The sequence below is a fragment of the Chromobacterium sphagni genome, from assembly GCF_001855555.1.
Taxonomy (GTDB): Bacteria; Pseudomonadota; Gammaproteobacteria; order Burkholderiales; family Chromobacteriaceae; genus Chromobacterium; species Chromobacterium sphagni.
Genome location: NZ_MKCT01000024.1, coordinates 1 through 20,690, shown reverse-complemented (window position 1 = coordinate 20,690; position 20,690 = coordinate 1). Strand labels below are relative to the sequence as shown.

Sequence of the window (20,690 nt, the reverse complement as noted above, 5' to 3'; positions counted from 1 at the left end):
TCTACGCTTGCGGGAATGGGTTGTCCTGCTTCTGCGATTTCGGTACTAAAAAATATGCCACCATTTGCCCGAATTTCAGCAGGTCGGCCGGGTCCAGCTTGGCTACGTCCTGCATGGTCAGCGCCGGGCTGGTGATGCGCGGCAGCACTTTGTGCAGGGCATCGACATCGACATTTAGGACGTCGGTGAGGTTGACGCCGCGCAGCTCGCCGGCGCCGGGCTTGCGCAGTTCGATGGCGGTGATTTCGCTGTCGCCGCGCTTGATCGGGGTGTCCAGGGTGATGGTGTTTTCGCTCATGATGATTCCTATGGAGTGTGTCGGCCCGCCGGCGGCAGGCCGTGAGGGTGAGTTACAGACCTACGTTTTTGCGGTGCTGGGCCTGGCGGTCCACGCCCATGACTTTGAACACGTCGTTCACCACATCCAGCTCCATCCATTCCTTGCCGTTTACCACCAGCTTGAAATAGCTGAGGCTGGTTTTCACTTTGAAGCTGCCGTTGTCGCCGGCCTTGGCGTCGCCCAGGTCCAGCTCGTTGTGGCGGCCGCGCGCGACGACTTCCACCGCGTGGTCGCTGCCGTCGCTTTCATCGGCATAACTGCCCATCCAGCGCAGCTCTGACGCGTCGTGTTTGTCGGCGCCGAAGCTGGCGACGATTTCTTCAACCGGCCCGCTGTAGGTGTGTTCCATTTCCAGCTTGTCGATGCCCTTGAGCAGATCGACGGAACCGATCATGCCGGCGCCGCGGTACTCCTCGGTCTTCATGGCGAGCTTGGGCAGCTTCACTTCCAGACATTCGGCGACAAAGCTTTTGCGGTTGTTGAATACGTTGAATTTGCGCAGGGTGCGCGGCAGTCCTGCCATGGGGTTCTCCTGGGGTTAGCGGTTGACCTGGGCGGCGAAGTCCATCAGGTAGCGGTCGGTGATGCGTTGGCGGAAGGTGAGGTTTTCCAGCGGCGGAACTTCGGTGTATTCGTAGTCGATGGCCAGCTTGCCGGTCTTCAGTCCTTCCTTGTCGTTGGCGCTCTCGTCGTACCAGGCGCGGAAGCCCAGCAGATAGCCGGCCGTCACCAGCTCGCGGCCCTTGGCGTTGATGCCCTCCACGATGTCCTTGACCAGTACCGGCGTCAGCGGCTTGTCCATCGCCCACATATGGGCCTCGGCGATGGTGTCGGCCAGCACCTGGGCGGTGCGGGTGGACGACTCGAACGGGAACTGCGGGTCGCTGGAGCAGTTGCGGCTTCCCCAAAAGCGGAAGCCCTCACGGCGGATCAGGGTGGTGATGCCTTTTTCGTTGAGGTAGCCGGCGTCGGTGGCCGGGTTCTGCAAGTCCCAATACACATCGCGGCTGATGCCGCTGACGCCTTGCACCACGACGTTGGAAAGCGTCTTGTGCCAGCCTTCGGACTCGTCCAGCGCGGCGCGCAGGCCCAGCGCGCGGGCGGTGGCCGGCGCGATGGCATCCTTGCCGGCGGCGCTATCCCAGGACAGGAAGTCCGGCCAGATCAGCATCAGCTCGCGCTGGCCAAAGTTGGCGCGGTAGGCGGCGACGTCTTCCTTGGTCTTGCAGCCCCAGGCGCTGATATAGGCCATGGCGCGCAGCTTGACGGCGATGGCCGCCAGTTCGGTGGCAACCGGCAGCGTGTCCAGGCCGGGCGCGCCCAAGATGCGCGGACGCACGCCGACGCGCTGCTGGGCAGACAACAACGCTTTCAGGCCGGTGTATTGGCCGGCCGCGGTGGTGGTGCCAATGACGAGGCCGTTTTGCTCGGCCTCGTCCTTGCCGGTCTTGATCCGCACCACCACCACCAGCGGGCTGGCGTTGTCGGCGATGGCGTCGAGGCTGGCGGCCAGCGTGCCTTTGCTGCCGGCCTGGCCGATGGCGCGCTGAACATCGGTGATCAGTACCGCGGTGTCGAGCGGGAAGGCGGCCGGGTCGGCATCGTCTGCGGTGCAGACCATGCCAATGACGGCGGTGGAAATCGTGCGGATGGGGCGCGTGCCGTTGGCGATTTCAAGCACGCGCACGCCATGGTGGTAATCCTGGGGCATGTCTCAGTCTCCGGGTGAGGTTCTGAGCATGTTGCCGCGCTAAATCTGTCTGGTCAGCTGACGCTTGTTGTGTGGAAGGACGGCACAACCTAGGATGAAATAATCCGTATTTTCACGTAATTGCTCATGCCGTTTCCCGTCTCCGCCTTGGTCCATCAATTTCTGGAACAAGCGGACGCGAGGGATATGCTGTCGTTGTTGAGCATGCTGGAGAAAATAGCCCGGCAGGATGTGCCGCTGCATATGCGGGCCGGGATGGCTGTGGATTTGCGCGAGCTGTTGGCGGATGCGGCATTGCGCGACAGCGTGCAGGCCCGGCAATTGGGCCAGCTATCCGATTCCGAGGTATCCGTAGTTTTACTTATTGCCGCTGGGAAAAGCCACCGCCGGGCGGCGGAAATGCTGGACATCAGCGAGCGCACCATCCGCGCCCATGTCGAAAACTCCATGAAAAAACTGGGGCTTAAGCCGGCGGCGGGAGACAAGCGGCTGGATGCCCGCTTACTCATCGCGCACATATTTTTGCCTGATGTTATGCAGCGTATTGGCGATTAAGCCAATATGCAGCCGCGAGAAATTCCATAAAAATACTGTTTTGGAATTTTTCACCCAAAAGCAAAAGCTAAAAGGCAAGAAAATGCGCAATCGCTCTGAAGCTATTCATTTGAATCCCCTTATTGGAACCTCGCCGCGCGACACCCTAGAAAATCTCTGTTGCTGCCTAGATAAAATCGGCCACACCCTGGCATCCCATCACGATGACCCATCGATTGGGTTTATCTCGGATGCGGCCGTCGCCGCCCTGAGATTTGAAGTCGATCAGATCGGCAAACGGCCACCGCCGCAAGGCAAGGCGGCATAAACAAACAGCCCCGCGAATGCGGGGCTTTGTCATAGTGCGGCTGGCGGTGCCGGCCAATTGACTGCGGCCGGGTAGCCTGGCTGCTGCTGCACTCGGGACAGCTCCACCCGGTAGCGCCGCCAGGCGGCCAACAGTTCGGCTTCAGCTGGCGTCGCCATGCCCAGGTCAGCCGCATCATGCAGCGGCACAATGGCCGCATCGGCCTGGCCGCGCCGCGCGGCGATTTCCGTTTCGACTGCGGCACGCTGTGCGGCCAACGCGGCGACCTGGTCAACGCTCCAGCTCATGCCATCCCACACGCCAAACGGCGGCGGCGGCAGCTCGGTCGCGCCCAGCGTCTCCGGCGTGTCACCCAACTGCGCGACAATCGGCTGCGCCGTGGCGGTATCCCACAGCGGCACGCCGCGCCAATCCGGCAGCAGCTGCCAGCCGCCACCCAGGATGCAATGGGCGGGGATGCTGCCGTCGGCCGCGCGCCAGGCGGCCGCGTGGCGCGGGCCGGCCGCCGGAGGGGCAGCTTCTGCCGCCCAGGCGGGAATCAGATAGACCTCGTCCACATCCAGCGGCGAGCGTTGCGCCGTGGTTTGCCCGGTGCATTCGCCGGTCGCGGCGCTGTAGCAATACACTATTTTTTGTTCGTTCATTGGTGCCCCCTCAGACTTTGATGCAGGCCAGCAGCGCGACGTTGCGGGGCCGGGACTCGTTGCCGCCGGTGCTGTATGTCGCGTAACGCAAATACCTGCCGCTGCCGTTCCACTCTCCCAACAATTCATTTGACGCCTGCCGCGCGCCCAAATCCAGCGGCGCGCCGCCATTGTCCACGAGGACAGTGTCCTGGCCGGCAATATTGCCTGCCGGTGTCGGGATGGCGTGATCGTGTGCCAGATTCTGAGAGGCCTGACGGCTACCAAAACTGCGGCCGGCGACGTCTACACCGCCCCCAGCATCCCAGCCGCGGATAAACTCGCCGCGTAGATCTGGCACGCCGAATGTGGTTTTGCCATCGCCAGCGCCGAATCGCTCACCAATGGCCGCAAACAGTGCGGCGTAGGTTGTGCGCGATACATCCTGCGCGCCGTTGCAGATGATCCAGCCCGGCGGCGGCGTGTCGCGGGCGAAATAGGCAATCTGCCCAGGCGGCGCGGCGGCGGTGATGCCATCCTGCGTGGTGGCGGCATCCGCCAGCTGGCGCCACACAGTCCAGCGGCCCTGATAGCGGCAGCGGTGCCAGAATCCCCCATCGGCAAACGCCTGATAGGTGTGATAGACCATCTCGCCGGTCGCCCTCACGGTCAGTTGGCCGGCCTGTGGGCAGGGCCAATTCTTGCCCTTGATCGCATTATCGTTGGCGGGGTTGTGGTAAATGCCGGTGATAGTGAGGGTGTCCAGATCTACCGCCGATGCAATGTCCGCCCGCAGTGGAAATGCATCGGCGATGCCGTAGCCGGCCAAGGTACTGGCTTTGTCGGCTTTGCCGGCCAGCTTCTTGGTCAGGTTGGCGGCGAAGCTGGCGTCATTGTCCAGCGCGGCCGCCAGCTCTTGCAGGGTGTTGAGCGCGCCGGGCGCACCGGCCACCACGCCATCAATGGCGGCTTGCAATTCGGCCTTGCTGGCGGCGTCGGCGATGCCGTAGCCGGCCAAGGTGTTGGCTTTGTCGGCTTTGCTCGTCAATTGCTTGGTGATGGTGGCCGCATAGTTGCTGTCATTACCCAGCGCCGTCGCCAGCTTTTGCAGGGTGTTGAGCGCGCCGGGCGCACCGGCCACCACGCCATCAATGGAGGCTTGCAATTCGGCCTTGCTGGCGGCGTCGGCGATGCCGTAGCCGGCCAAGGTGCTGGCTTTGTCGGCTTTGCTCGTCAATTGCTTGGTGATGGTGGCGGCATAGTTGCTGTCATTACCCAGCGCCGCCGCCAGCTTTTGCAGGGTGTTGAGCGCGCCGGGCGCACCGGCCACCACGCCATCAATGGCGGCTTGCAATTCGACCTTGCTGGCGGCGTCGGCGATGCCGTAGCCGGCGAGGGTGGTGGGCTTGCCGCTGGCAATCTTGTTCCAGTCCAGCGCTGGCACGTCCGCCGCCGTCATCTGTCGCCCAGCTGCCACGCGGCCTTTCGCATCCACCGTCACCATGCCGTAACTACCGGCGGTCACGCCGCTGTTTGCCAGCGTCAGCGCGCCGCTGACATTGCCGCTGCCGTCGAACGTCACGCTCCAGCTACCATCCCCGGTCATAGCGAGGTTGCGCGGGGTCTTGAGGCGGTCGGCGTACTCGGCCACCAGCGCGCCGGACACGATGTCGTCTATCTGCTTCTTCAGGTACTCGGTGCGCTCCAGCAACTCGGACGGCGCACGGTTGAGCGGGCCGCCGTCGCCGCCCAGCAATCGCTCCGTTACCTCGTAGCGGGTGATGCCGGGCCAACCGGGCGTAGCGGGGATGGGAAGGGCTGTCATGTTCGTATCACTCCTGCGGTATAGGCGCCGTTGGCGCTGGCGTAGCCGTTGGCGATCAGTGTGGCGCCGGTGAAGTCCAAGCCCCACAGCACGCAACGTGCCGGGGTCACATCATTGAGAATTCTGCGGGCAGCGGCGGCCTGCTCCAGGCTCAGCATCTTGTCGATCTGCACCCGGTATTCAGGCCAGCCGGCGGGATCGCCTGCGGTGCCGAAGCCATCCGCCACCAGTTCGCCGTCTGCCTGGTAGTGGTGGTTGCCCTCGTTGATTCGCACTTCGCCCAGACCGAGGTCGCGGAACACCTGGCGCACGGCCGAGAGGGTTCCCTTGCGGCGGTGGACGGCGACGGCGGAGGCAATCAGGGCGCGTTGTTGCTCCTCGGTGGCGGCGGCGTCGAAGTTTGCCACGCTGCGGGACCACGCCAGCCAGGGCAGCAGCGGCGCCGGGCAGCGGCGGCTGTCGGCCAGGCCACGAATCGGCGACGGGTCCAGCGTCAGCGCGCAGGCATCGGCCAGCGCGGCTTCAAGCGGCGTGCGGTTGGGCGGCAGCAGTTGGCGGCTCATTGCGGCGTCACCGTGATGGCGGCGCAGTCGGGAAACTGGCCAACGCCGCACAGCACGTCCGCCGCCGGACTGGCGATGCTGACGCGGTCCACGCCTGGCACATGCAATGCGGCGTCGATGGCGGAGCGCGGCACGCTGCCGCCGATTTTGCGGCGCTCGGCAAGCATCCGGTCCAGTCGGTCGCGGGCGCCGGCCAGTCCGCCGCTGGCGGCCTCGCCGCCTGGCTGGTAGAGGATGCGGGCATCGATAGCGAATGCCAGCGGCTGGCTGGCGCAGACCTGCACCGTGTCGCACAGCGGACGCACGTCCTCGGCGCTCAACGCGGCGGCGACGGCATCGCATAGCGCTGGGCTGGCGATGCCGTCACGGCCCAGCAGCCACACCCGCACCACGCCGCCGGCCGGGGTATCCACATCGGCATCCAGCACCTCGGCGCTGGCGCTCAAGGCATGAAACAAGTACGCGCCGCGCGGGCCGCCGCTGGCCAGCCCTTCAAGCGCCATCTGGCAGCGATAGCGCAGCCGGCTGTCGTCTTCCCATAGCGCCTCGGTCGGCGGGGTGACGTTCGGGTTGGCTGGCTGGATCAGCAGCCGCTGCACGCCGTAGTCTGCGGCGCGGTTGTCGAGATCGGCGCCGGCGGCGTAGGCCAGCAGGCTGGCGCGGGCGGCTTCGTTGACGCGCTGGCGCAGCAGCATTTCGCGATAGCTGGCCAGCTGCAGCGCCATGGTGATCGGCTCGCTTTCCAGTTGCAGCGCGGCGGCGTAGCTCGCGCGCTGCTCAGGCGGGACCCGCGCAAGAAAACCGGATTTGTAGGCCTCAAGCAGAGTTTCGTAATCGATGGCATCCACGATGGTCGGCGCGGGCAGGCGGGTCAGGTCTATGGCCATGCGGTCAGTTCCTCAAGGGAATGGCAAATTGCAGCGGCTGGCCGCCGGCCCGGCGCCTGGCGTCGATGTCGATGGTCAGCGCGCCAGCCGCGGCGCCGGTTCCGGTCTGCAAGAGGACGCGTGTCAGTTCTATCCGCGGCTCCCAGGCGGCCAGCGCCATGACGGTGGTGGCCATCGCCTGCATGCGGGTCTTGCCGTTTAGCGGGCGGTCGATCAGGTCCGGCAGGATGCTGCCGAACTCGCGCCGCTCGATGCGCGAGCCGCGCGGGGTGGTGAGGATGCGGGCGATGGATTGGCGGATGTGGTCGTCATCGTGGATGGCGCGGCCGGTAGCGGCGTCCATGCCGGTGTAGCTGCTCATCGGGGTGGCTCCGTATTGCCGCCGTGCGGGTCGGGGTGGGTGTGGCTGTGCAGCGTCACGCCGTTGGACGACAACGCGCCGCCGCTATGGTTGATGTTGCCGCTGATGGTGGTGGACGCGCCGCCGGCGCCGCCCGATCCCGCCATGCCGGCGAGGTAACTGAACAGGCCGGACACGGTAGCTTTCGCCCTGGCTATCACGTCGCCCAGCACGGTCAAGCGGCCCAGGATCGTGACGTTGCCGGTGATGACGGTTTCCGGGCAACTCACGGTGACGAGTACGGCGGCCTGCACCGTGGCGGTCTGGATGCCGGACACGCTGAGCGCGCCGGCGGCGTGGTTGTAGAGGATGCGGGCGCCGTCCGGGTAGACGCGCAAATGTTCGTCGGGGCTGTGGGAGGGCGCCGGCCGCTGATCGGAATACAGGCCCAGCAGCACAATGGCGGTCGCCGGGTCGCCGCTGGACAGAGCAATATCACCTGCTCGCCCTCGGTGGCGGGCTCCAGTCGCGAGTCTGGCCAGCGCGCGGCGCGAGCCAGGGTAGCCAGTGGCTGGTGAGGTCGCCGGATTGCACGCGCACGCGCTCGGCGTCGTGATCCACCTGGGCGATGGTGCCCAGGCGGATCAGCGACTCAATGCGGCGGGAGAGGTCTGCGTAATCGTCCATGCCGGGCAGTTTGCACGGGCCGGCATGGGGTGTCGCGGGGTGGGTGTTGTGTGGCGAGATGGCACAACCTTGAGACGGGTCGAATTTCGCCTTACATGAAATTTTAATCAGTTGTTAGGAATTGCACCCAGATCGTTGAGGTATTTTAAATTTATTCTGCATTATTAAGACTTGCTAACAAAACCTATATTCTGCGCAATGGCGTACATGGCAGATCAGCGACTTACAAGCGACAGCCTGAGGTTTTGTTAACGACTTTAAAAAAACCGCCCACTTTCTCAAGCGGACGGCATCGGCGACGTGTGGCTGCTCCCTGAAAAAGGCAGTGAGCCTACTTGAACGGAGAGACCGCGGAAGGCTTGGCCTGATCCTTGTTTAAAGTGAACCGCAGGTTCTTCACGCTGCCGGCGATATCTTTCATATCGCTCAACACCGTATAGCGGATCCCGCTGGTTATGGCCGGGCTGCGCGCCACATTCGCCCCTGGCGCCGCCTGGGCCGGCAGCGGTTCCACCGGGCCCGCGTTGATGGTATAGCCGGTGGAATCTATCGCCGTGAACACCCCGGTGAATTTCTGCTTGAATTTCCGCTTGGCGATGGCGCCAATATAATATTCGATGGTGCTGCGCGAATATTGATTGACAGCCCACGGCCAATCCCATTTCGACGTTTCCGGATTCAGATATTGCGACAGTAGATCCTGCGCGCCAGTCAGGCCATCTTTGCCGCCAAATTTGGCCAGGTAGAATCTGCGGTCCGATGGATGGCCATTGAGCGCATTGTCGCTGTAGCGCAGGAAGTTATACAGCTCCGCCTCGTAAGTCATGAACATGTTCGAAGCATAGGAATATTGGCCTTCTGCTCGAACAGCGTCAGCGTGATCAGCCTTTGCTTTTAGGCGGCAATACCGCCCGATATTCGGCGGTTTGCGAGGTGGTGCTGCTGGTGCCATTGGTGGTGGTCCAGTCGGCGCCGGAGCGATCTCCACCGCAACCGAAGACTCGACCCCGCCGATCAAGGGCAAGCCGGCGTTGTACTTGTTGGTCAGCGTTACCTTGCCGCTGACCGCGACCTTGTCGGCCTTGGACCAGCTTACCGTAGAGTCGTATTTGAGATTAGCCACCCCGGTATCGGATTGGTCGCTGTAGTTCTCCAGCAGCACGGTTACTACCTTGATCGGCTTCTTGTTGTACAGCTGGGGAGCCTCCAGCTTCATATCCTCTGGCCCCATCATCCACTGTATATTGGAAAACGCCATTCTGAAACGCTTGTCCGCCCAATAGCCGCCGGGACCGTTTGGATCGTATTTGGCTTTCATCATGTAGCGGTACTTGGTATCCGGCAATGCCAGGTTATCCAGCATGGTATCGATTCGCTGGTAGTCGAACTCCTTGCCCACAGCGGTGTTCTGGTTGGTATTCCCCCAGTCCAGCCATAGCCAAGGTAATGCGCTAAGGATGCCCACGGTTTGAAAAAACTGTCCGAAGTCACGATCTTGCGGATCGTCGACTCGTTGTCGACTGACATCTCGTTAAATACCACATCGCTGAATTGCGGGACGGTGTCCGCGCTCATCGCGGCTGGATGATGAAGCGAGAATATCGCGGCTGCGGGTAGGATGACTTGGCCAAGCTTCATGCTCTGCTCCTCCTTGGGAAGATGTAATGAAAGACCTTACTTATTATCTAGGCTCGATAAACCGGCCCGTCTTATGCATAGGAGGAACATTTTGCTGCGGCTCCCCCGGGTGGGGTAGAGCAATGACTCTACCCTGCAGTACCATCCTACTGTCTTGATGTAATTTTTAGAAACAATAATTAACACATTTTTGTAAATGCCAAGAATATCCAATTTGCATTGAAGATCGCCGAGGTGTGCTATTGGCGCTGAGCATGACCGGGGCCAACCGACACGACTCCATGGTCTTCGAAGCTTTGGTCGATGCGATTCCTGCCGTTCCTGGTTTGCCAGGACGGCCCAGACAAAAGCCTTACAAGCTGCATGCTGACAAAGGCTATGACTACCGCCGTTGCCGTGAACACCTGAGCCGGCGCGGAATCTTGGTGCGAATTGCCCGTCGCGGAGTTGAAAGCAGCGAGAGGCTGGGTCGCAACCGTTGGGTGGTGGAGCGTACCCATTCTTGGCTAGCGAGCTTCGGCAAGCTGAGAATCGGTTTCGAGCGGCGGTTAGATACACATTACGCCTTGCTCAAGCTGGCCTTCTAATGGATCTGTCTGCGATTTATCGACAGGTTTTGTTAGCGAGTCTAAACCCGCTTCGGCGGGTTTTTAATTTGTTAGCACTGTGTTGATTTGCGCACATACTATTTGGAAGTTGATCAATACTATTAGCCTCATATGTGTAAACAGCAAGGGTAGAAGGAGTTGCAGTCATGAATGACCCTGAACATAAGGTAGAAATCACCTCCGGCGAGTCCTTGCTTGCAGATGAGTCATATATTGCAGGTGGCGATTTTGAAGGGCTGATTTGTTTAGTGCAGATGCGCTATGGCCTTACGCGAGAAGAGGCTGAAAATCAAGTTAAAGCTTTCTTGGATGAATGTGGGGGTGAGTATGAGCGAATCTGTCGTAAGTCCAGTATTAAAAAGCCAAGTAACTGTGGATGATGAAATGAATAGCTTCATTCGTTTGCTGCAGTTGCGCTATGGAATGAGCTATGAAGAGGCTAGTGGATTGTTGATGGAGTTTTTGGAACTATTTCATAGGGAGTCGGTAGGCCCATGTCGTTCAGGTAACCGGTGAGAATTTTTATACGTTAGTTGTCGAACAGACTATTTGATGTGTGAAAATTATCTTGCTCACACCTAGTGGCTTGCCATTTGGCGCTGCAGGACTGTTGGAGTAATGCTATGAGCACTTTTGCCAAGCATATGGAAGTTGGAGTTACCAGAGAGATGGTGCCCCAAGCACAATATGATCACAATGAATCATCCAGCTATGATGGTGCCGCTGGCCATGAAATGTCCTATCTCGATACCTATGAACCTGGCGATAATGAATTCGAGTCTTTATTGGACCAGTTTTATAGCGATAACCTGTTAGATATTGGGCGAAATGCAAGTGAGGTTGAAGATGAGCTTTGTGGGCAGCAGGATAATTTCATGGAGTTGGATTTTGACGATTGACTATAAAAATCTCACTTTTTCCGATTTGTAAAATGAATTCTGGATGCGTTATCGTACAGGCTACTTTTGAGTCGAGTTCTATTCTCAACCTGGCAGTCCGCTATTGGGCGGACCTGGGTTTATGGAGTCATGATCATGCAAATAGTGCGCCGAAAAAACAGAAAGGCCCTCATTATTTATGAGGACCTTTTGAGCTATTTTACAATCAATATATGTAAGAGCTAATGCTTGGCGAAGGCCACAGTTTACAGACATCCCTGATGTTGACATTGGATGAGGATTGCAGCGTAGTCTGAGCTATTTGCACAGATGGGCCAGCACCTGGTCGTGAATGACTTCGATATCGGCGGCGGCGAAGCCCAGCAGCTCGCGCGCCGGATATTGCGTTTCGCGGCGGCTGCGCCGGCTGACGCGGTCGCGCAGGCCGTATTGATGGACGCGGGCGATGCGTTCCACCTGGCCGACGAAAGCAACGGCGGCGCCGTTGGTGGTGGCTTCCACCTTCAGCCACTTGGCGGCGCGCAACTTGCTGAACATCTGGCGGCGGATTTTGCCCTTCTTTGCGCGGAATTGCGGCTTGCGTGGCGTGAACTCGCTGCCGTCCGGGTTGAGCTGGTCGCGGATGCGTTGCTGCTGGCTGGCGCGCAGCGCTTTGGCGATGTCGCGGGCCAGCGCGCGGCGGGCCGCCGGCTCCACCCGCTGCAACAGGCCGGACAGCTCGGTTTCAAGCTGCATCATGTTCATTTTTCACCGTGATATCCCAGGCACATGGCTCGGGCGGCTCGCCGCGGTGGGTGGCGGTAATGCTGCCGTCTGCCTCTGTCTGAACTTTGACCCCTTCGGTCAGTTGGAGCGTGATCTCTACATCCATCGCGGCTAGGCTGGTCAGCTCGGCTTCAAAGCGGAATCCTTTTTCCAGCCGTTCCGGGTTCTGGATCAGCGGCGGCTCGTTGGCTTCGATCCAGCCGCGCAGCGGGATGATGAGCTGGTCGAGGTGGCCGGCGTAGTCGGTGACGATCAGTTTGACGGTGTAGCGATAGCCGAACGACAGCCGGCCGGGGGCGGCGACGATGCCGCCATCTTCAATGAACATCAGCAGCCGGTCGGGGTTGTCGCGCAGCTCCGGCAGCGCCGCTTCCAGCGCCTGGCGCAGGCTAGCGGGCTTGTTCATAGCGTTCGAACTCCTGTTGGCACTGCACGCAGCGCGAGCAGCCGGCGACGATGCGCTGGCGGGCGTCGGGTATCGGCTCGGCGCAATCCTCGCAATGGCTGAGGCTGGCGCGGTGGGTGATGTTGGCGAGCTGGCGGGCCAGCGCGGCATCGCGCTGGAGTTGTTCCAGCGCCTGGGCGCGGTCGTAGAAATCGGTCATGGCGTGTTCTGTTGGCAATGGATGATGTGATCGATCTGCGCGGCGCAGGATTCAAGCGCCGCCCGGTGCTGCTGCCAGCTGTCGGCCAGTTGCTGGTTGGTGGTTGGCGCCAGCGCCGGCAGCGGACAGGCCGTCACCGCCGGGCAGCGTTGCAGCAGCAGCGGGCGCGGCGCCGGCTGGCGCGGTGGTGTCGAACAGGCGGGCAAGGTCAGCAGGAATAGCAGCGCTGCCCCAGGCAGCGGCGGCAGGCGTGGCATGGATGGCGGCCTCCAGTTTGGCCGCGGCGGCGGCGTGTTTGCGGGATAGGGCGGCCACCTGTTCGGCCAGCTCGCGGCTGGCGGCGGCCTGCAACTTGATGTCGATAGCCTGGGCCGCCAGCTGCTCGGCTTGCAGCTGGTTGAGCGTGGCCAAGCGGGCGCTGTCTTGCGTGGCGGTGGCCAGCTCTGCGGCCTGGCGCTGGAGCTGGTCGCGCTGCTGCCACAGTGTGAAGCCGGCGAGCAGCGCCAGCGCGATCAGCAGAGTGCCGGCGAAGCGGCGGGCGAGGGCGGCCATCATGCGCTCAGCCTTTCCGCGCGGGCGTAGGCCGCCGCCAGCTTGCTGTCGTAGAGGTTTTCCTTGTAGGCCGGGCCGTTGTAGAGCTTGGCCACGTCGGCCCAGCGCTTGGCCTGCAGGGCCTTGAGCAGCGCCGGCTCGGCTTCGATGAAACGGGCGAAGGCTTCCAGCTGGGCGGCCTCGCCCGATTCCATCGCGGCGCGGAATGTTGCGGCGCTGGCGTAGCCCAGCCGCTGCCAGTGATAGCCCATGATCTGGAATAGCCCCCAGCTGCAAGACTCGATGGCGACAAGGTCGCCGGCCACCGCCGCCAGGCTGGCGAAGCGCACCCACTCGGCCGCGCCGCCGGCGTAGCCGCCGCGGGCGGGATTGCAGATGGCCGGATAACGGGTGGCCAGCTGTGCCGCATCTTGGTGGGCGACGCCGGTGCGCTGGTAGGCGACATGCCGTTCCAGCAGGATGACGGGCCGGCCATCGGCCTGAAATCCGCTGCCGCGCGACTCCACCGCGTGGATAGCCTTGATGCTGGCCAGCGCCACGCCCAGGCGCTCGGCGGCGGCCTGCAGGTCGGCTTCGGTCAGCCGGCGCGGGTCGCGTACGCCGCGCAGCGCCGCCAAGGTCTTGCGGCCGGCGATGCCGTCCACCACCAGCCCGGCGCGGCGCTGCGCCTGGGCGATGGCGGTTTCGGTGGCTTCGCCAAACCAGCCATCTATCGCCAGCGCTGCGCCCTGGGCGCGGAGCTGGGCTTGCAGGTCTTGCACCGCCTGGCCGTGGTCGCCCTTCTTCAAGATCAGATCCATGTCTCCCTCCTCAGCAGGATGGCCAGCCGCGATTGGCGCGGGCCGCTGGCGCGGAACAGCTCCACCACGTTGCCGCGCTGGGCCAGCAACGCCAGCAGCCATACGGCGTTGAGAAACAGCTGCGGGCCGTCGGCCAGCTGCGGCAGGCCGAACAGGCGCAGCACCGCCACCGCGCCGGCGGCGACGATCAGCAGGTAAGCCAACAGGCTGGCAATGGGGCGGTGCTGGCTGTCGCCGCGCTGGAAGGCCAGCAGGACCAAGGCGAGGGCGCCGGCCAGCACGATGTGGGCATGGGCGATCATTGGCCGCCCCCTTTCAGCGTGCCGCAACGCCTTGGCCGGGTCGTCGGCCAGGCGGATCAGGTACAGCAAGACCTTGACGGCTAGGGCGGCGGCGATCAGCGCGCCGACGCCGGGCTCGCCTCGATCGGCATCCATTTGGCCAGCAGGCCGGCGACGGAGGCGGCGGCCAGACAACCGGCGATGAAGCTGGCAATGAAGAACATCGCGCGCTTGGCCAGGCCCAGGCTGTCGGAACTCAGCACGAACACCGCGGCGCCGGCGAAGGCTCCCAAAACGGTGGCGGCGTCGATGCCGGGGAACAGGGCCAGCCCGGCGACGGCGGCCAGGGTGGCGGTGGTGGCGGTACTGCTTACGGGTTCGGCCATGTGATTCAGTCCCATAGGTTGATGAGGGTTTGCGCCGGCGCGGGGTCGGTCGGCAAGTCGGGCAGCTGCACCAGCGTTCCCATGGGCAGCACCGCGCCCAGGTCGGCCAGTCCGGGGTTGGCGCTGAGAATCCGCTCCACTACGCCGCGGGTTGTGCCGTAGGCGCGCCAGGCGATGGCGTCCACGGTGTCGCCCTGGTCGGCGCGGATGGCGCGCATCAGATCAGCTCCACCGTGGCGCGGCCCACCGCCAAAATGGCGCGAATGGCGGCGCGGGCATCGGCGCGCAGGTCGTCGGCGGTGCTGTCCAGATCGTCGGCGCGCTGGCGGCCGGCGCCGGTGGTGTCAAAGCTGCGGTAGCGCTCGGCCAGCTCGGCGGCGGCGGTGGCGTAGACCGCGCGGCGCCAGCGCTGCACCAGCACCGACTCGCCGTCGATTTGTTCGGCCGCCACCTCGGCTAGCTGGCTGGCGCCGGCGGCGGTGCGGATTTGCCGCCAGCCGCTCAGCTCTTGATTGACGCCGGCGACGGCCTCCACCAGCGCATGGCGCAGCCGCGGCGCGGTGACGGTGCCGTCCAGCCGCATGGCGGCGCGGGCGTGGGCCGGGTCGATCTCCGGCCAGAAGTAAGCGGCCTTGATCGGCTGGTCATCGTTGGCGATGGGCGCAGCGGTGGCCGGGGCAGTGCTGTTGATGATCATTGTGTGTCCTGGGCTGGGTGACGGTGGAGGGGGCTTCGGCTGTCGGCGCAATGCCTGGCGTCCACCCCCTGCCGTCAGTCGCGCGGGGTCGCTCGGTTATGCCTCGCCGCCATCGGGCGGCGGGACAGTGTTTTTCAGGGTGCGGATGACGCGCTCGATGTCTTTTTTGACGCCGGCGTTGCCGTCCAGCTGCTGGGCGCGGCGTAGATGTTCCAGCGCCGCGGCCGGGTCGGCGGCCTCGATGGCCAGACCGCTTTCCTTGTGCAACTTGGCGCGCACTTGGTCGGGCATGTCGTGGCCGTCGGTCAGCTCGGCGGTGTAGGTCAGCACCTGGCAAGCAAAAGACTCGCCGCCAACGCGGGCGCGCTTGGCGGCGTCGGCGATTTCCTCGGCGATGGTGGTGGCGGTGGTGCGATTGAACCGGTCGGGCAGCGGCAGGCCGTGCGCCAGCACGTACTCGGCGATGTCCAGCGCGCCGCCGTAGTCGCCGGCGTCGATGCGCCACAGCATCACCGTCACCAGCACTTCATCGGGCTGGCCCTTGCCGCCGGACAGCGCGCCCTCCACCCACGGCAGGTAGTCGGGCAGGATCTCGCGCTTGACCTCGGCCTTGCGTTCCATCGACTGCACCTGTTTCAGGCGGCGGCGGTCCTCGGCCAGCTTGTGCAGCATCAGCTCATAGCCGGTGCAGTGTTCCAGCCCGCCGGCGGCCGAAGCCGAAGCCTCGGCCGCCGTCACGCGCAGGAAGTGGGCGCGGGCGGGGCTGGTCATTTGTCGGCCTCGTCCTTTGCTTGCGGCGGCGGGGGCGGCAGCTGCTCGATGTTTTCAATCACGCAGCCGGCCTCGTAGCGCTCCACCACGTAGGCGTCGTTGCTGCTCTCGTAGTTGGCCACCTGATTGAAGTCCGGCTCTTCGCGCAGATGGCGGCGGCGGCTGCCGTTCTGGAAGTAGATCGACAGATTGGCCAGCGTGGTAATCAGCATGGTGCTGGCGGGGAAGAAGGGCACGGTAACGGCCGGCAGATTGCCGATGCGTTTCTGGCTGATGACGATGTCGGCGGCCAGTTGCTCGGTCGGTTTTTGGTCTTGATTGACGATGGGGAAATACTTGTCATGCAGCAGGTCGCGGCCCAGGATCACCACCAAGTCGGGGTGGCCCTGCAGGGTCGGGTCGATCAGGCTGGCCACGGCGTCCATCACCAGCGCGTCGAGGTTGGCGTAGTCGCCGCCATGGCCCACCAGCACCTTGCCGTCTTTCTTGTCGCCGCTGGCCATGACGCGCGCCTTGGCGTTGTCGCGGTACTGCTGTAGCCAGCCTTTGTTGACGTCCTGCAGCAGCGGGAATTTGTCGCGGTCAGTCTGCGGCGCCGCGGCGACACCGTTGAAACCGATCATCATGCGGTCCAAGCCTTGCTGCTTGACGATTAGGTCGCGGATGCGCGTCTGGAAGTCCGGGAACTTGGCCCACATATCGATTTGCGCATACGGGATGGCGGTGTCGAACTCGGTTTGCTCGCAGCGGTAGCGCTGGCTGTTCAGGTCGGTCAGGTTGCGCGGGCGGCGCGGGTTGGTCGGCGTCACCTTGGTGCGGCCGGCCACGGTGCCCATCAGGCCCAGGCCCAGCTTTTCGCCTTCCTGCTCGTCCACGCCGATGATGTTGATGCGGGTCAGGAACTCGCTGGTTTCTTGGATGCGGTTTTCCAGCTTCTGCTGGACGGACGGGGCAACCGCGAAATTTTTGGTGACCGCTTGGGTACTGACGTTGTTCAGCTTGGCGATCTGGTCCAGCAGCTGGTCAAAGGCGTTGCGGGTTGCGTTCTTCATTTTGGCTCCGGTGTAGTGTTGGGGGGCTTAGCAGTCGGTGACGACTTCGGCGTTGCCGCCGGTGGCGGTGGTGCGCGGCTGGGTGCTGGGCTGCTGGCTGAGTTTCTGCACCAGTGCGGCGTGGTCGGCGCTGAGGGTGGCCAGCTGGGTTTTGAAGGATTGGAGTTCCCCCTGCTGGTGGCCCAGGGTGGCGAACTTGTCCAGCAGGTCGCGTTGAGACGCGGCAACGGTCTCTACCGCCTGGCCGATGTCGGCGAATTGGGCGGCGTCGGTCTTGCCCTTGCCGGCCAGCAGTTCCTTGACCCTGGCGAACAGGTTGAGGCTGGGCTTGTTCTCTTCTTCCAGCTCCAGCGTGAATTCCATCGCCTCGGTGAACAGGTTTGCCGGCTGCTGCTTGTAGCGCGCCAGCGGGCTGGCTTTGGCGTGGGCGCAGAATTGCAGCATCTCGCAGCCCAGGCTGGCCGGGTCGTCGGTGACGGCCAGGCCCACCAGATACGCTTCACCAGAGTCGGCAAAGTTGGGGTTCACCTCGATGGAGCAGTACACCTTCTGCCGGGCCTTATTCATCGCCACTAGTTCGTCGGTGGGATCAATCACGGCGAATAGCGCCAGCTTGCCGTCTACTTCTTCGGTGGAGACTTCCAGTACGTCGCCATAGCGCTTGAACGGGCTATCTGCGGTGTAGGCCTTGATGTGTTCCATGTTGACGCGGGCGCCGTAGGTGGCTGGGTTGTAGTTGGCGGCGATCTGTTCCAGCCAGCTGCGTTCGATGTTGCGGCCGTCGGTGGTGGCGCCTTCGGTGGCGACGCGGAATTTCTTTGCTCTTGCCATGTGTTGGGTGTCCTTACGAGGGTGTCGGTGGTGGCGATGCGCCCATAATCCAGCCCTCGCGGGCGGCCCGCCATCGGTGGCTGTTGTGTGGCGAACCGGCACAACCGGCCGGCGGCGAAAGGCTGGCCGGCGCGCGGCACACTGCCCGGCATGAACTCAAAACTCCCGATTCCCGACGATATGGACCCGCGCCGAGTGGCGCGCGCGCTCTACTGGCAGGGCTGGCGCATTGCGCGCATTGCCGAGCATGTGGGCGCGAAGTCCAGCACGGTGCACAGCTGGAAACGACGCGACGGCTGGGACGACTCGGACCCGGCGGAGCGCATCGGCTGCGCGATAGAAACCCGCTTGCAACAGTTGATCCTGAAGGAGCGCAAGGAGGGATCGACTTCAAGGAAATCGACCTGCTCGGCCGCCAGGTGGAGCGGCTGGCGCGGGTGGGCAAGTATCAGCAGACCGGGCGCGAAACCGATTTGAACCCGAACATCGCCGCGCGCAATGCCGGGCCGAAGAAGCCGCCCGAAAAAAACGCGATCAGCGAGGAGATGCAAGCCCAGCTGGTGGCGGCGTTCATGGACCGGATGTACGGCTACCAGAAGAACTGGTATCGCGCCGGCCAAACCGAGCGCATCCGCGACATTCTGAAATCCCGCCAGATCGGCGCCACCTATTACTTTGCGCATGAGGCGCTGATTACCGCGCTGGAGACCGGCCGCAATCAGATTTTCCTATCCGCGTCCAAGGCCCAGGCGTTCCAGTTCCGCAGCTACATCGTGGACTTCGTCAAAGAGGTGGCCGGCGTTGAGCTGAAGGGCGAGGTAATCAAGCTTGGCAACGGCGCGGAACTCAGCTTCCTGGGGACCAACAGCCGCACCGCCCAGGGCCGCCATGGCGATCTGTATGTCGATGAATACTTCTGGATTCCGCGCTTTCTGGAACTGCGCAAGCTGGCCAGCGCGATGGCCTCGCAGAAGCAATACCGCCAGACTACTTCTCCACCCCTTCGGCCATGTCGACGAGGCATACCGGGTCTGGACCGGCGAGGCGTTCAACAAGGGCCGGCCCAAGGCCGAACACATCCGGCTCGATGTCTCGCATCAGGCTCTGGCCGGCGGCGGCGCGGGCCGGATGGCCGCTGGCGCCAGATCGTCACCATCTTGGATGCGCTGGCCGGCGGCTGCGATCTGTTCGATGTGGACCAGTTGCGGCTGGAGTACAGCCCGGAAGAGTTCTTGGCAGCTGTTCATGTGCCAGTTCATCGACGACGGCGCCAGCGTGTTCTCGTTCGCGGCGCTGCAACGCTGCATGGTGGATGCCTGGGACGAGTGGGACGACTACAAGCCGTTCGCCGCGCGGCCATTCGGCAACCGTCCGGTCTGGCTGGGCTATGACCCGAGCCATACCGGCGACAGCGCCGCGCTGGTTGTGCTGGCGCCGCCGGCCGCGCCGGGCGGCCCGTTCGCGTGCTGGAGCGCTCGCAGTTCAAGGCATGGACTTTGCCGGCCAGGCGGATTTCATCCGTCAGCAGTGCCAGCGCTTCAACGTCGCGTACATCGGCATCGACACCACCGGCCTAGGGACCGGGGTGTTCCAGCTGGTGAAGCAGTTCCGCCCGGACGCGGTGGGGTTCCAGTACAGCCCGGAGGTGAAAACCCGCCTGGTGCTGAAAGCCTTGGACGTGATCCACAATGGCCGGCTCCAGTTCGACGCCAGCCACAACGACATTGCCGCCAGCTTCCTGGCGATCAAGAAAACCACCACCGCCAGCGGCCGCGCCATCACCTTCGCTGCCGGCGTCGGAAGAAACCAGCCACGCCGATCTGGCGTGGGCAACCATGCACGCCCTATTCAACGAACCGCTGGAGGGGGCCACCGCGGCTAACTCCAGCTTCATGGAGTTCTGCTAATGTCCCGACGCCACAAGAAACCCGCCGTCCGATCCACCACGATGGCCGCCGCGCCGGCGGAGGCCGGCAGCATGCAGGCGTTCAGCTTCGGCGAGCCGGTGCCGATGCTGGACCGGCGCGAGATCATGGATTACTGCAATGCACCGACGCCGGCAAGTGGTATGAGCCGCCCATCGCCTGGGACGGCCTGGCGCGCAGCCTGCGGGCCAATGTCCACCATGCCAGCGCCTTGGCGGTGAAGCGCAATGTGCTGGTCAGCACCTTCCAGCCCCATCCGCTGCTGAGCCGGGCGGCGTTCGCCAGCCTGGTGATGGACTTCTTGGTTTCGGCAACGGCTATCTGGAAAAGCGGCGCCACCGCCTGGGCGGGGTGCTGGAGCTGAAGCCGGCGCTGGCCAAGTACGTGCGGCGCGCCAAGGACCTGGCCGGCTTCTGGTGGGTGCCGGGCTACGATCAAGAGCAGGCGCTGGGCGAGGTGTTCCACCTGCTGGAGCCGGATATCAATCAGGAGGTGTACGGCCTGCCGGAATATCTGGCCGCGCTGCAATCGGCTTGGCTGAACGAGTCGGCCACGCTGTTCCGCCGCAAGTATTACCTGAATGGCAGTCACGCCGGTTTCATCATGTACATGACGGACCCCGCGCAAAAAGAGGAGGACGTCGATGCGATGCGCAAGGCGCTGAAGGACAGCAAGGGACCGGGCAATTTCCGGAACGTGTTCATGTACGCGCCCAACGGCAAGAAGGACGGGATACAGATCATTCCGCTGGCGGAGGTGGCGGCCAAGGACGAGTTCTTGAACATCAAGAACATCACCGTGACGACGTGCTGGCGGCGCACGGGTGCCGCCGCAGCTGATGGGTCATCCCCAGCAATACCGGCGGCTTCGGCGACGCCAACAAGGCGGCCAGCGTGTTTATGAAAACGAAATCAAGCCGCTATGATGCGGCTGGAGAGGTCAACGAGTGGGCAGGGAGAAGGTGATCCAGTTTGGACCGTATGCGCTGGCTATGCAGACGTGAGCGTGTTGCATGTCAAAGATGAAGCCCCGCAACGGCGGG

General features: G+C 63.3%; 35 protein-coding genes and 1 pseudogene. 12 read left to right on the top strand and 24 right to left on the bottom strand.

The window, feature by feature from the left end; genetic code table 11:
• Position 1: 1 nt before the first annotated feature.
• The 3 genes from BI344_RS12200 to BI344_RS12190 are packed head-to-tail and all read right to left on the bottom strand — an operon-like array spanning position 2 to position 2,051.
• On the bottom strand, positions 2–298 hold the full coding sequence (locus BI344_RS12200) for a phage tail assembly protein (protein WP_071113220.1): 297 nt from the start codon (positions 296–298) through the stop codon (positions 2–4).
• Between the two features lie 52 nt (positions 299–350).
• Positions 351–863, bottom strand: coding sequence for a phage major tail tube protein (locus BI344_RS12195; RefSeq protein ID WP_071113219.1), 513 nt, complete (start codon positions 861–863; stop codon positions 351–353).
• A gap of 15 nt (positions 864–878) precedes the next feature.
• Complete coding sequence (locus BI344_RS12190) at positions 879–2,051, bottom strand: phage tail sheath protein (protein WP_071113218.1); 1,173 nt, start codon at positions 2,049–2,051, stop codon at positions 879–881.
• 126 nt (positions 2,052–2,177) lie between these two features.
• Between BI344_RS12190 and BI344_RS12185 the strand changes: the two genes are divergently transcribed.
• Positions 2,178–2,606, top strand: coding sequence for a helix-turn-helix transcriptional regulator (locus BI344_RS12185; RefSeq protein ID WP_071113217.1), 429 nt, complete (start codon positions 2,178–2,180; stop codon positions 2,604–2,606).
• 40 nt (positions 2,607–2,646) lie between these two features.
• Positions 2,647–2,913 (top strand): hypothetical protein, encoded by a 267-nt coding sequence (locus BI344_RS23910; protein ID WP_139166948.1) that lies wholly within the window; start codon positions 2,647–2,649, stop codon positions 2,911–2,913.
• A gap of 29 nt (positions 2,914–2,942) precedes the next feature.
• Here BI344_RS23910 and BI344_RS12180 read toward each other — a convergent pair whose 3' ends face one another.
• From BI344_RS12180 to BI344_RS26160, 9 genes are all read right to left on the bottom strand, one after another.
• Entirely contained in the window at positions 2,943–3,557 is a 615-nt protein-coding gene (locus BI344_RS12180) for a tail fiber assembly protein (protein ID WP_071113216.1), read from the bottom strand.
• 10 nt (positions 3,558–3,567) lie between these two features.
• Positions 3,568–5,361, bottom strand: coding sequence for a phage tail protein (locus BI344_RS12175; RefSeq protein ID WP_083370192.1), 1,794 nt, complete (start codon positions 5,359–5,361; stop codon positions 3,568–3,570).
• Positions 5,358–5,924, bottom strand: coding sequence for a phage tail protein I (locus BI344_RS12170; protein ID WP_071113214.1), 567 nt, complete (start codon positions 5,922–5,924; stop codon positions 5,358–5,360). The genes BI344_RS12175 and BI344_RS12170 overlap by 4 nt, the downstream gene beginning before the upstream one ends.
• Positions 5,921–6,811 carry a baseplate assembly protein gene (locus tag BI344_RS12165; protein WP_071113213.1) on the bottom strand — a complete coding sequence of 297 codons (891 nt, stop codon included), beginning with the start codon at positions 6,809–6,811 and terminating at the stop codon, positions 5,921–5,923. Before BI344_RS12165 ends, BI344_RS12170 begins: the two co-directional genes overlap by 4 nt.
• A gap of 4 nt (positions 6,812–6,815) precedes the next feature.
• Complete coding sequence (locus tag BI344_RS12160; RefSeq protein ID WP_071113212.1) at positions 6,816–7,172, bottom strand: GPW/gp25 family protein; 357 nt, start codon at positions 7,170–7,172, stop codon at positions 6,816–6,818.
• Positions 7,169–7,609: a phage baseplate assembly protein V gene (locus tag BI344_RS12155; protein ID WP_277620447.1), complete on the bottom strand. Its 441-nt coding sequence runs from the start codon at positions 7,607–7,609 to the stop codon at positions 7,169–7,171. The genes BI344_RS12160 and BI344_RS12155 overlap by 4 nt, the downstream gene beginning before the upstream one ends.
• A 37-nt stretch (positions 7,610–7,646) precedes the next feature.
• Positions 7,647–7,838 carry a phage baseplate assembly protein V gene (locus BI344_RS25815; RefSeq protein WP_277620446.1) on the bottom strand — a complete coding sequence of 64 codons (192 nt, stop codon included), beginning with the start codon at positions 7,836–7,838 and terminating at the stop codon, positions 7,647–7,649.
• 331 nt (positions 7,839–8,169) lie between these two features.
• Positions 8,170–9,156 carry an aerolysin family beta-barrel pore-forming toxin gene (locus BI344_RS12150; protein WP_420912609.1) on the bottom strand — a complete coding sequence of 329 codons (987 nt, stop codon included), beginning with the start codon at positions 9,154–9,156 and terminating at the stop codon, positions 8,170–8,172.
• On the bottom strand, positions 9,156–9,365 hold the full coding sequence (locus BI344_RS26160) for an aerolysin family beta-barrel pore-forming toxin (RefSeq protein WP_420912608.1): 210 nt from the start codon (positions 9,363–9,365) through the stop codon (positions 9,156–9,158). Before BI344_RS26160 ends, BI344_RS12150 begins: the two co-directional genes overlap by 1 nt.
• 329 nt (positions 9,366–9,694) lie before the next feature.
• On the opposite strand from BI344_RS26160, the pseudogene BI344_RS12145 reads away from it, so the two are divergent.
• From BI344_RS12145 to BI344_RS12140, 3 genes and pseudogenes are all read left to right on the top strand, one after another.
• A pseudogene (locus tag BI344_RS12145) lies at positions 9,695–10,063 on the top strand (transposase); the annotation flags it as partial.
• Between the two features lie 167 nt (positions 10,064–10,230).
• A complete protein-coding gene (locus BI344_RS23900) occupies positions 10,231–10,464 on the top strand; it encodes a hypothetical protein (RefSeq protein ID WP_139166984.1) in 234 nt (77 codons plus the stop codon).
• A gap of 243 nt (positions 10,465–10,707) precedes the next feature.
• Positions 10,708–10,983 (top strand): hypothetical protein, encoded by a 276-nt coding sequence (locus tag BI344_RS12140; protein ID WP_071113209.1) that lies wholly within the window; start codon positions 10,708–10,710, stop codon positions 10,981–10,983.
• 297 nt (positions 10,984–11,280) lie between these two features.
• Here BI344_RS12140 and BI344_RS12135 read toward each other — a convergent pair whose 3' ends face one another.
• The 4 genes from BI344_RS12135 to lysC are packed head-to-tail and all read right to left on the bottom strand — an operon-like array spanning position 11,281 to position 12,610.
• Positions 11,281–11,721, bottom strand: a complete 441-nt coding sequence (locus BI344_RS12135; RefSeq protein ID WP_241499332.1) for a phage virion morphogenesis protein — start codon at positions 11,719–11,721, stop codon at positions 11,281–11,283.
• Complete coding sequence (locus BI344_RS12130; RefSeq protein WP_071113207.1) at positions 11,708–12,154, bottom strand: phage tail protein; 447 nt, start codon at positions 12,152–12,154, stop codon at positions 11,708–11,710. Before BI344_RS12130 ends, BI344_RS12135 begins: the two co-directional genes overlap by 14 nt.
• The gene (locus BI344_RS12125) at positions 12,138–12,353 is read right to left on the bottom strand and encodes a TraR/DksA family transcriptional regulator (RefSeq protein ID WP_071112861.1); all 216 of its coding nucleotides are present in this window, start codon (positions 12,351–12,353) and stop codon (positions 12,138–12,140) included. The genes BI344_RS12130 and BI344_RS12125 overlap by 17 nt, the downstream gene beginning before the upstream one ends.
• The gene (gene lysC / locus BI344_RS26155) at positions 12,350–12,610 is read right to left on the bottom strand and encodes an Rz1-like lysis system protein LysC (protein WP_420837181.1); all 261 of its coding nucleotides are present in this window, start codon (positions 12,608–12,610) and stop codon (positions 12,350–12,352) included. Before lysC ends, BI344_RS12125 begins: the two co-directional genes overlap by 4 nt.
• Positions 12,611–12,740: 130 nt before the next feature.
• Between lysC and BI344_RS26150 the strand changes: the two genes are divergently transcribed.
• The gene (locus BI344_RS26150; protein WP_420912607.1) at positions 12,741–12,935 is read left to right on the top strand and encodes a hypothetical protein; all 195 of its coding nucleotides are present in this window, start codon (positions 12,741–12,743) and stop codon (positions 12,933–12,935) included.
• On the opposite strand, the gene BI344_RS12115 is transcribed toward BI344_RS26150, so the two are convergent.
• From BI344_RS12115 to BI344_RS12080, 8 genes are all read right to left on the bottom strand, one after another.
• Positions 12,905–13,705 (bottom strand): N-acetylmuramidase domain-containing protein, encoded by an 801-nt coding sequence (locus tag BI344_RS12115; RefSeq protein ID WP_071113205.1) that lies wholly within the window; start codon positions 13,703–13,705, stop codon positions 12,905–12,907. The two genes, BI344_RS26150 and BI344_RS12115, sit on opposite strands and share 31 nt — an antisense overlap.
• Positions 13,696–14,142: a phage holin family protein gene (locus BI344_RS12110; protein WP_206600379.1), complete on the bottom strand. Its 447-nt coding sequence runs from the start codon at positions 14,140–14,142 to the stop codon at positions 13,696–13,698. The genes BI344_RS12115 and BI344_RS12110 overlap by 10 nt, the downstream gene beginning before the upstream one ends.
• On the bottom strand, positions 14,103–14,372 hold the full coding sequence (locus tag BI344_RS12105; RefSeq protein ID WP_206600378.1) for a putative holin: 270 nt from the start codon (positions 14,370–14,372) through the stop codon (positions 14,103–14,105). Before BI344_RS12105 ends, BI344_RS12110 begins: the two co-directional genes overlap by 40 nt.
• Positions 14,373–14,377: 5 nt before the next feature.
• Positions 14,378–14,590, bottom strand: coding sequence for a tail protein X (locus tag BI344_RS12100; RefSeq protein WP_071113203.1), 213 nt, complete (start codon positions 14,588–14,590; stop codon positions 14,378–14,380).
• Positions 14,590–15,069 (bottom strand): head completion/stabilization protein, encoded by a 480-nt coding sequence (locus BI344_RS12095; protein WP_071113202.1) that lies wholly within the window; start codon positions 15,067–15,069, stop codon positions 14,590–14,592. Before BI344_RS12095 ends, BI344_RS12100 begins: the two co-directional genes overlap by 1 nt.
• 96 nt (positions 15,070–15,165) lie before the next feature.
• Complete coding sequence (locus BI344_RS12090) at positions 15,166–15,840, bottom strand: phage terminase small subunit (protein ID WP_071113201.1); 675 nt, start codon at positions 15,838–15,840, stop codon at positions 15,166–15,168.
• On the bottom strand, positions 15,837–16,892 hold the full coding sequence (locus tag BI344_RS12085; RefSeq protein WP_071113200.1) for a phage major capsid protein, P2 family: 1,056 nt from the start codon (positions 16,890–16,892) through the stop codon (positions 15,837–15,839). The genes BI344_RS12090 and BI344_RS12085 overlap by 4 nt, the downstream gene beginning before the upstream one ends.
• Before the next feature lie 27 nt (positions 16,893–16,919).
• Complete coding sequence (locus BI344_RS12080; protein ID WP_071113199.1) at positions 16,920–17,723, bottom strand: GPO family capsid scaffolding protein; 804 nt, start codon at positions 17,721–17,723, stop codon at positions 16,920–16,922.
• A gap of 150 nt (positions 17,724–17,873) precedes the next feature.
• Between BI344_RS12080 and BI344_RS25275 the strand changes: the two genes are divergently transcribed.
• From BI344_RS25275 to BI344_RS25250, 6 genes are all read left to right on the top strand, one after another.
• Positions 17,874–18,200, top strand: a complete 327-nt coding sequence (locus BI344_RS25275) for a terminase gpP N-terminus-related DNA-binding protein (RefSeq protein ID WP_241499331.1) — start codon at positions 17,874–17,876, stop codon at positions 18,198–18,200.
• On the top strand, positions 18,143–19,114 hold the full coding sequence (locus BI344_RS25270; protein WP_241499330.1) for a terminase large subunit domain-containing protein: 972 nt from the start codon (positions 18,143–18,145) through the stop codon (positions 19,112–19,114). The genes BI344_RS25275 and BI344_RS25270 overlap by 58 nt, the downstream gene beginning before the upstream one ends.
• Before the next feature lie 98 nt (positions 19,115–19,212).
• Positions 19,213–19,605, top strand: coding sequence for a phage terminase large subunit family protein (locus BI344_RS25265; protein ID WP_241499329.1), 393 nt, complete (start codon positions 19,213–19,215; stop codon positions 19,603–19,605).
• Positions 19,606–19,629: 24 nt separating this feature from the next.
• The gene (locus BI344_RS25260; protein WP_241499328.1) at positions 19,630–19,869 is read left to right on the top strand and encodes a hypothetical protein; all 240 of its coding nucleotides are present in this window, start codon (positions 19,630–19,632) and stop codon (positions 19,867–19,869) included.
• The gene (locus BI344_RS25255) at positions 19,866–20,012 is read left to right on the top strand and encodes a hypothetical protein (RefSeq protein WP_241499327.1); all 147 of its coding nucleotides are present in this window, start codon (positions 19,866–19,868) and stop codon (positions 20,010–20,012) included. Before BI344_RS25260 ends, BI344_RS25255 begins: the two co-directional genes overlap by 4 nt.
• Complete coding sequence (locus BI344_RS25250; RefSeq protein ID WP_241499326.1) at positions 20,000–20,551, top strand: phage portal protein; 552 nt, start codon at positions 20,000–20,002, stop codon at positions 20,549–20,551. Before BI344_RS25255 ends, BI344_RS25250 begins: the two co-directional genes overlap by 13 nt.
• The last annotated feature ends 139 nt before the right edge of the window (positions 20,552–20,690 follow it).

Excerpts from the sequence above, each read along its gene's own strand:
- BI344_RS12200 (WP_071113220.1), bottom strand. The coding sequence starts at position 298 with ATGAGCGAAAACACCATCACCCTGGACACCCCGATCAAGCGCGGCGAC.
- BI344_RS12195 (WP_071113219.1), bottom strand. The coding sequence starts at position 863 with ATGGCAGGACTGCCGCGCACCCTGCGCAAATTCAACGTATTCAACAAC.
- BI344_RS12190 (WP_071113218.1), bottom strand. The coding sequence starts at position 2,051 with ATGCCCCAGGATTACCACCATGGCGTGCGCGTGCTTGAAATCGCCAAC.
- BI344_RS12185 (WP_071113217.1), top strand. The coding sequence starts at position 2,178 with ATGCCGTTTCCCGTCTCCGCCTTGGTCCATCAATTTCTGGAACAAGCG.
- BI344_RS12180 (WP_071113216.1), bottom strand. The coding sequence starts at position 3,557 with ATGAACGAACAAAAAATAGTGTATTGCTACAGCGCCGCGACCGGCGAA.
- BI344_RS12175 (WP_083370192.1), bottom strand. The coding sequence starts at position 5,361 with ATGACAGCCCTTCCCATCCCCGCTACGCCCGGTTGGCCCGGCATCACC.
- BI344_RS12170 (WP_071113214.1), bottom strand. The coding sequence starts at position 5,924 with ATGAGCCGCCAACTGCTGCCGCCCAACCGCACGCCGCTTGAAGCCGCG.
- BI344_RS12165 (WP_071113213.1), bottom strand. The coding sequence starts at position 6,811 with ATGGCCATAGACCTGACCCGCCTGCCCGCGCCGACCATCGTGGATGCC.
- BI344_RS12160 (WP_071113212.1), bottom strand. The coding sequence starts at position 7,172 with ATGAGCAGCTACACCGGCATGGACGCCGCTACCGGCCGCGCCATCCAC.
- BI344_RS25815 (WP_277620446.1), bottom strand. The coding sequence starts at position 7,838 with ATGGACGATTACGCAGACCTCTCCCGCCGCATTGAGTCGCTGATCCGC.
- BI344_RS12150 (WP_420912609.1), bottom strand. The coding sequence starts at position 9,156 with ATGAAAGCCAAATACGATCCAAACGGTCCCGGCGGCTATTGGGCGGAC.
- BI344_RS26160 (WP_420912608.1), bottom strand. The coding sequence starts at position 9,365 with ATGTCAGTCGACAACGAGTCGACGATCCGCAAGATCGTGACTTCGGAC.
- BI344_RS23900 (WP_139166984.1), top strand. The coding sequence starts at position 10,231 with ATGAATGACCCTGAACATAAGGTAGAAATCACCTCCGGCGAGTCCTTG.
- BI344_RS12140 (WP_071113209.1), top strand. The coding sequence starts at position 10,708 with ATGAGCACTTTTGCCAAGCATATGGAAGTTGGAGTTACCAGAGAGATG.
- BI344_RS12135 (WP_241499332.1), bottom strand. The coding sequence starts at position 11,721 with ATGATGCAGCTTGAAACCGAGCTGTCCGGCCTGTTGCAGCGGGTGGAG.
- BI344_RS12130 (WP_071113207.1), bottom strand. The coding sequence starts at position 12,154 with ATGAACAAGCCCGCTAGCCTGCGCCAGGCGCTGGAAGCGGCGCTGCCG.
- BI344_RS12125 (WP_071112861.1), bottom strand. The coding sequence starts at position 12,353 with ATGACCGATTTCTACGACCGCGCCCAGGCGCTGGAACAACTCCAGCGC.
- lysC (WP_420837181.1), bottom strand. The coding sequence starts at position 12,610 with ATGCCACGCCTGCCGCCGCTGCCTGGGGCAGCGCTGCTATTCCTGCTG.
- BI344_RS12115 (WP_071113205.1), bottom strand. The coding sequence starts at position 13,705 with ATGGATCTGATCTTGAAGAAGGGCGACCACGGCCAGGCGGTGCAAGAC.
- BI344_RS12110 (WP_206600379.1), bottom strand. The coding sequence starts at position 14,142 with ATGGATGCCGATCGAGGCGAGCCCGGCGTCGGCGCGCTGATCGCCGCC.
- BI344_RS12105 (WP_206600378.1), bottom strand. The coding sequence starts at position 14,372 with ATGGCCGAACCCGTAAGCAGTACCGCCACCACCGCCACCCTGGCCGCC.
- BI344_RS12100 (WP_071113203.1), bottom strand. The coding sequence starts at position 14,590 with ATGCGCGCCATCCGCGCCGACCAGGGCGACACCGTGGACGCCATCGCC.
- BI344_RS12095 (WP_071113202.1), bottom strand. The coding sequence starts at position 15,069 with ATGATCATCAACAGCACTGCCCCGGCCACCGCTGCGCCCATCGCCAAC.
- BI344_RS12090 (WP_071113201.1), bottom strand. The coding sequence starts at position 15,840 with ATGACCAGCCCCGCCCGCGCCCACTTCCTGCGCGTGACGGCGGCCGAG.
- BI344_RS12085 (WP_071113200.1), bottom strand. The coding sequence starts at position 16,892 with ATGAAGAACGCAACCCGCAACGCCTTTGACCAGCTGCTGGACCAGATC.
- BI344_RS12080 (WP_071113199.1), bottom strand. The coding sequence starts at position 17,723 with ATGGCAAGAGCAAAGAAATTCCGCGTCGCCACCGAAGGCGCCACCACC.
- BI344_RS25275 (WP_241499331.1), top strand. The coding sequence starts at position 17,874 with ATGAACTCAAAACTCCCGATTCCCGACGATATGGACCCGCGCCGAGTG.
- BI344_RS25265 (WP_241499329.1), top strand. The coding sequence starts at position 19,213 with ATGGACTTTGCCGGCCAGGCGGATTTCATCCGTCAGCAGTGCCAGCGC.
- BI344_RS25260 (WP_241499328.1), top strand. The coding sequence starts at position 19,630 with ATGTCCCGACGCCACAAGAAACCCGCCGTCCGATCCACCACGATGGCC.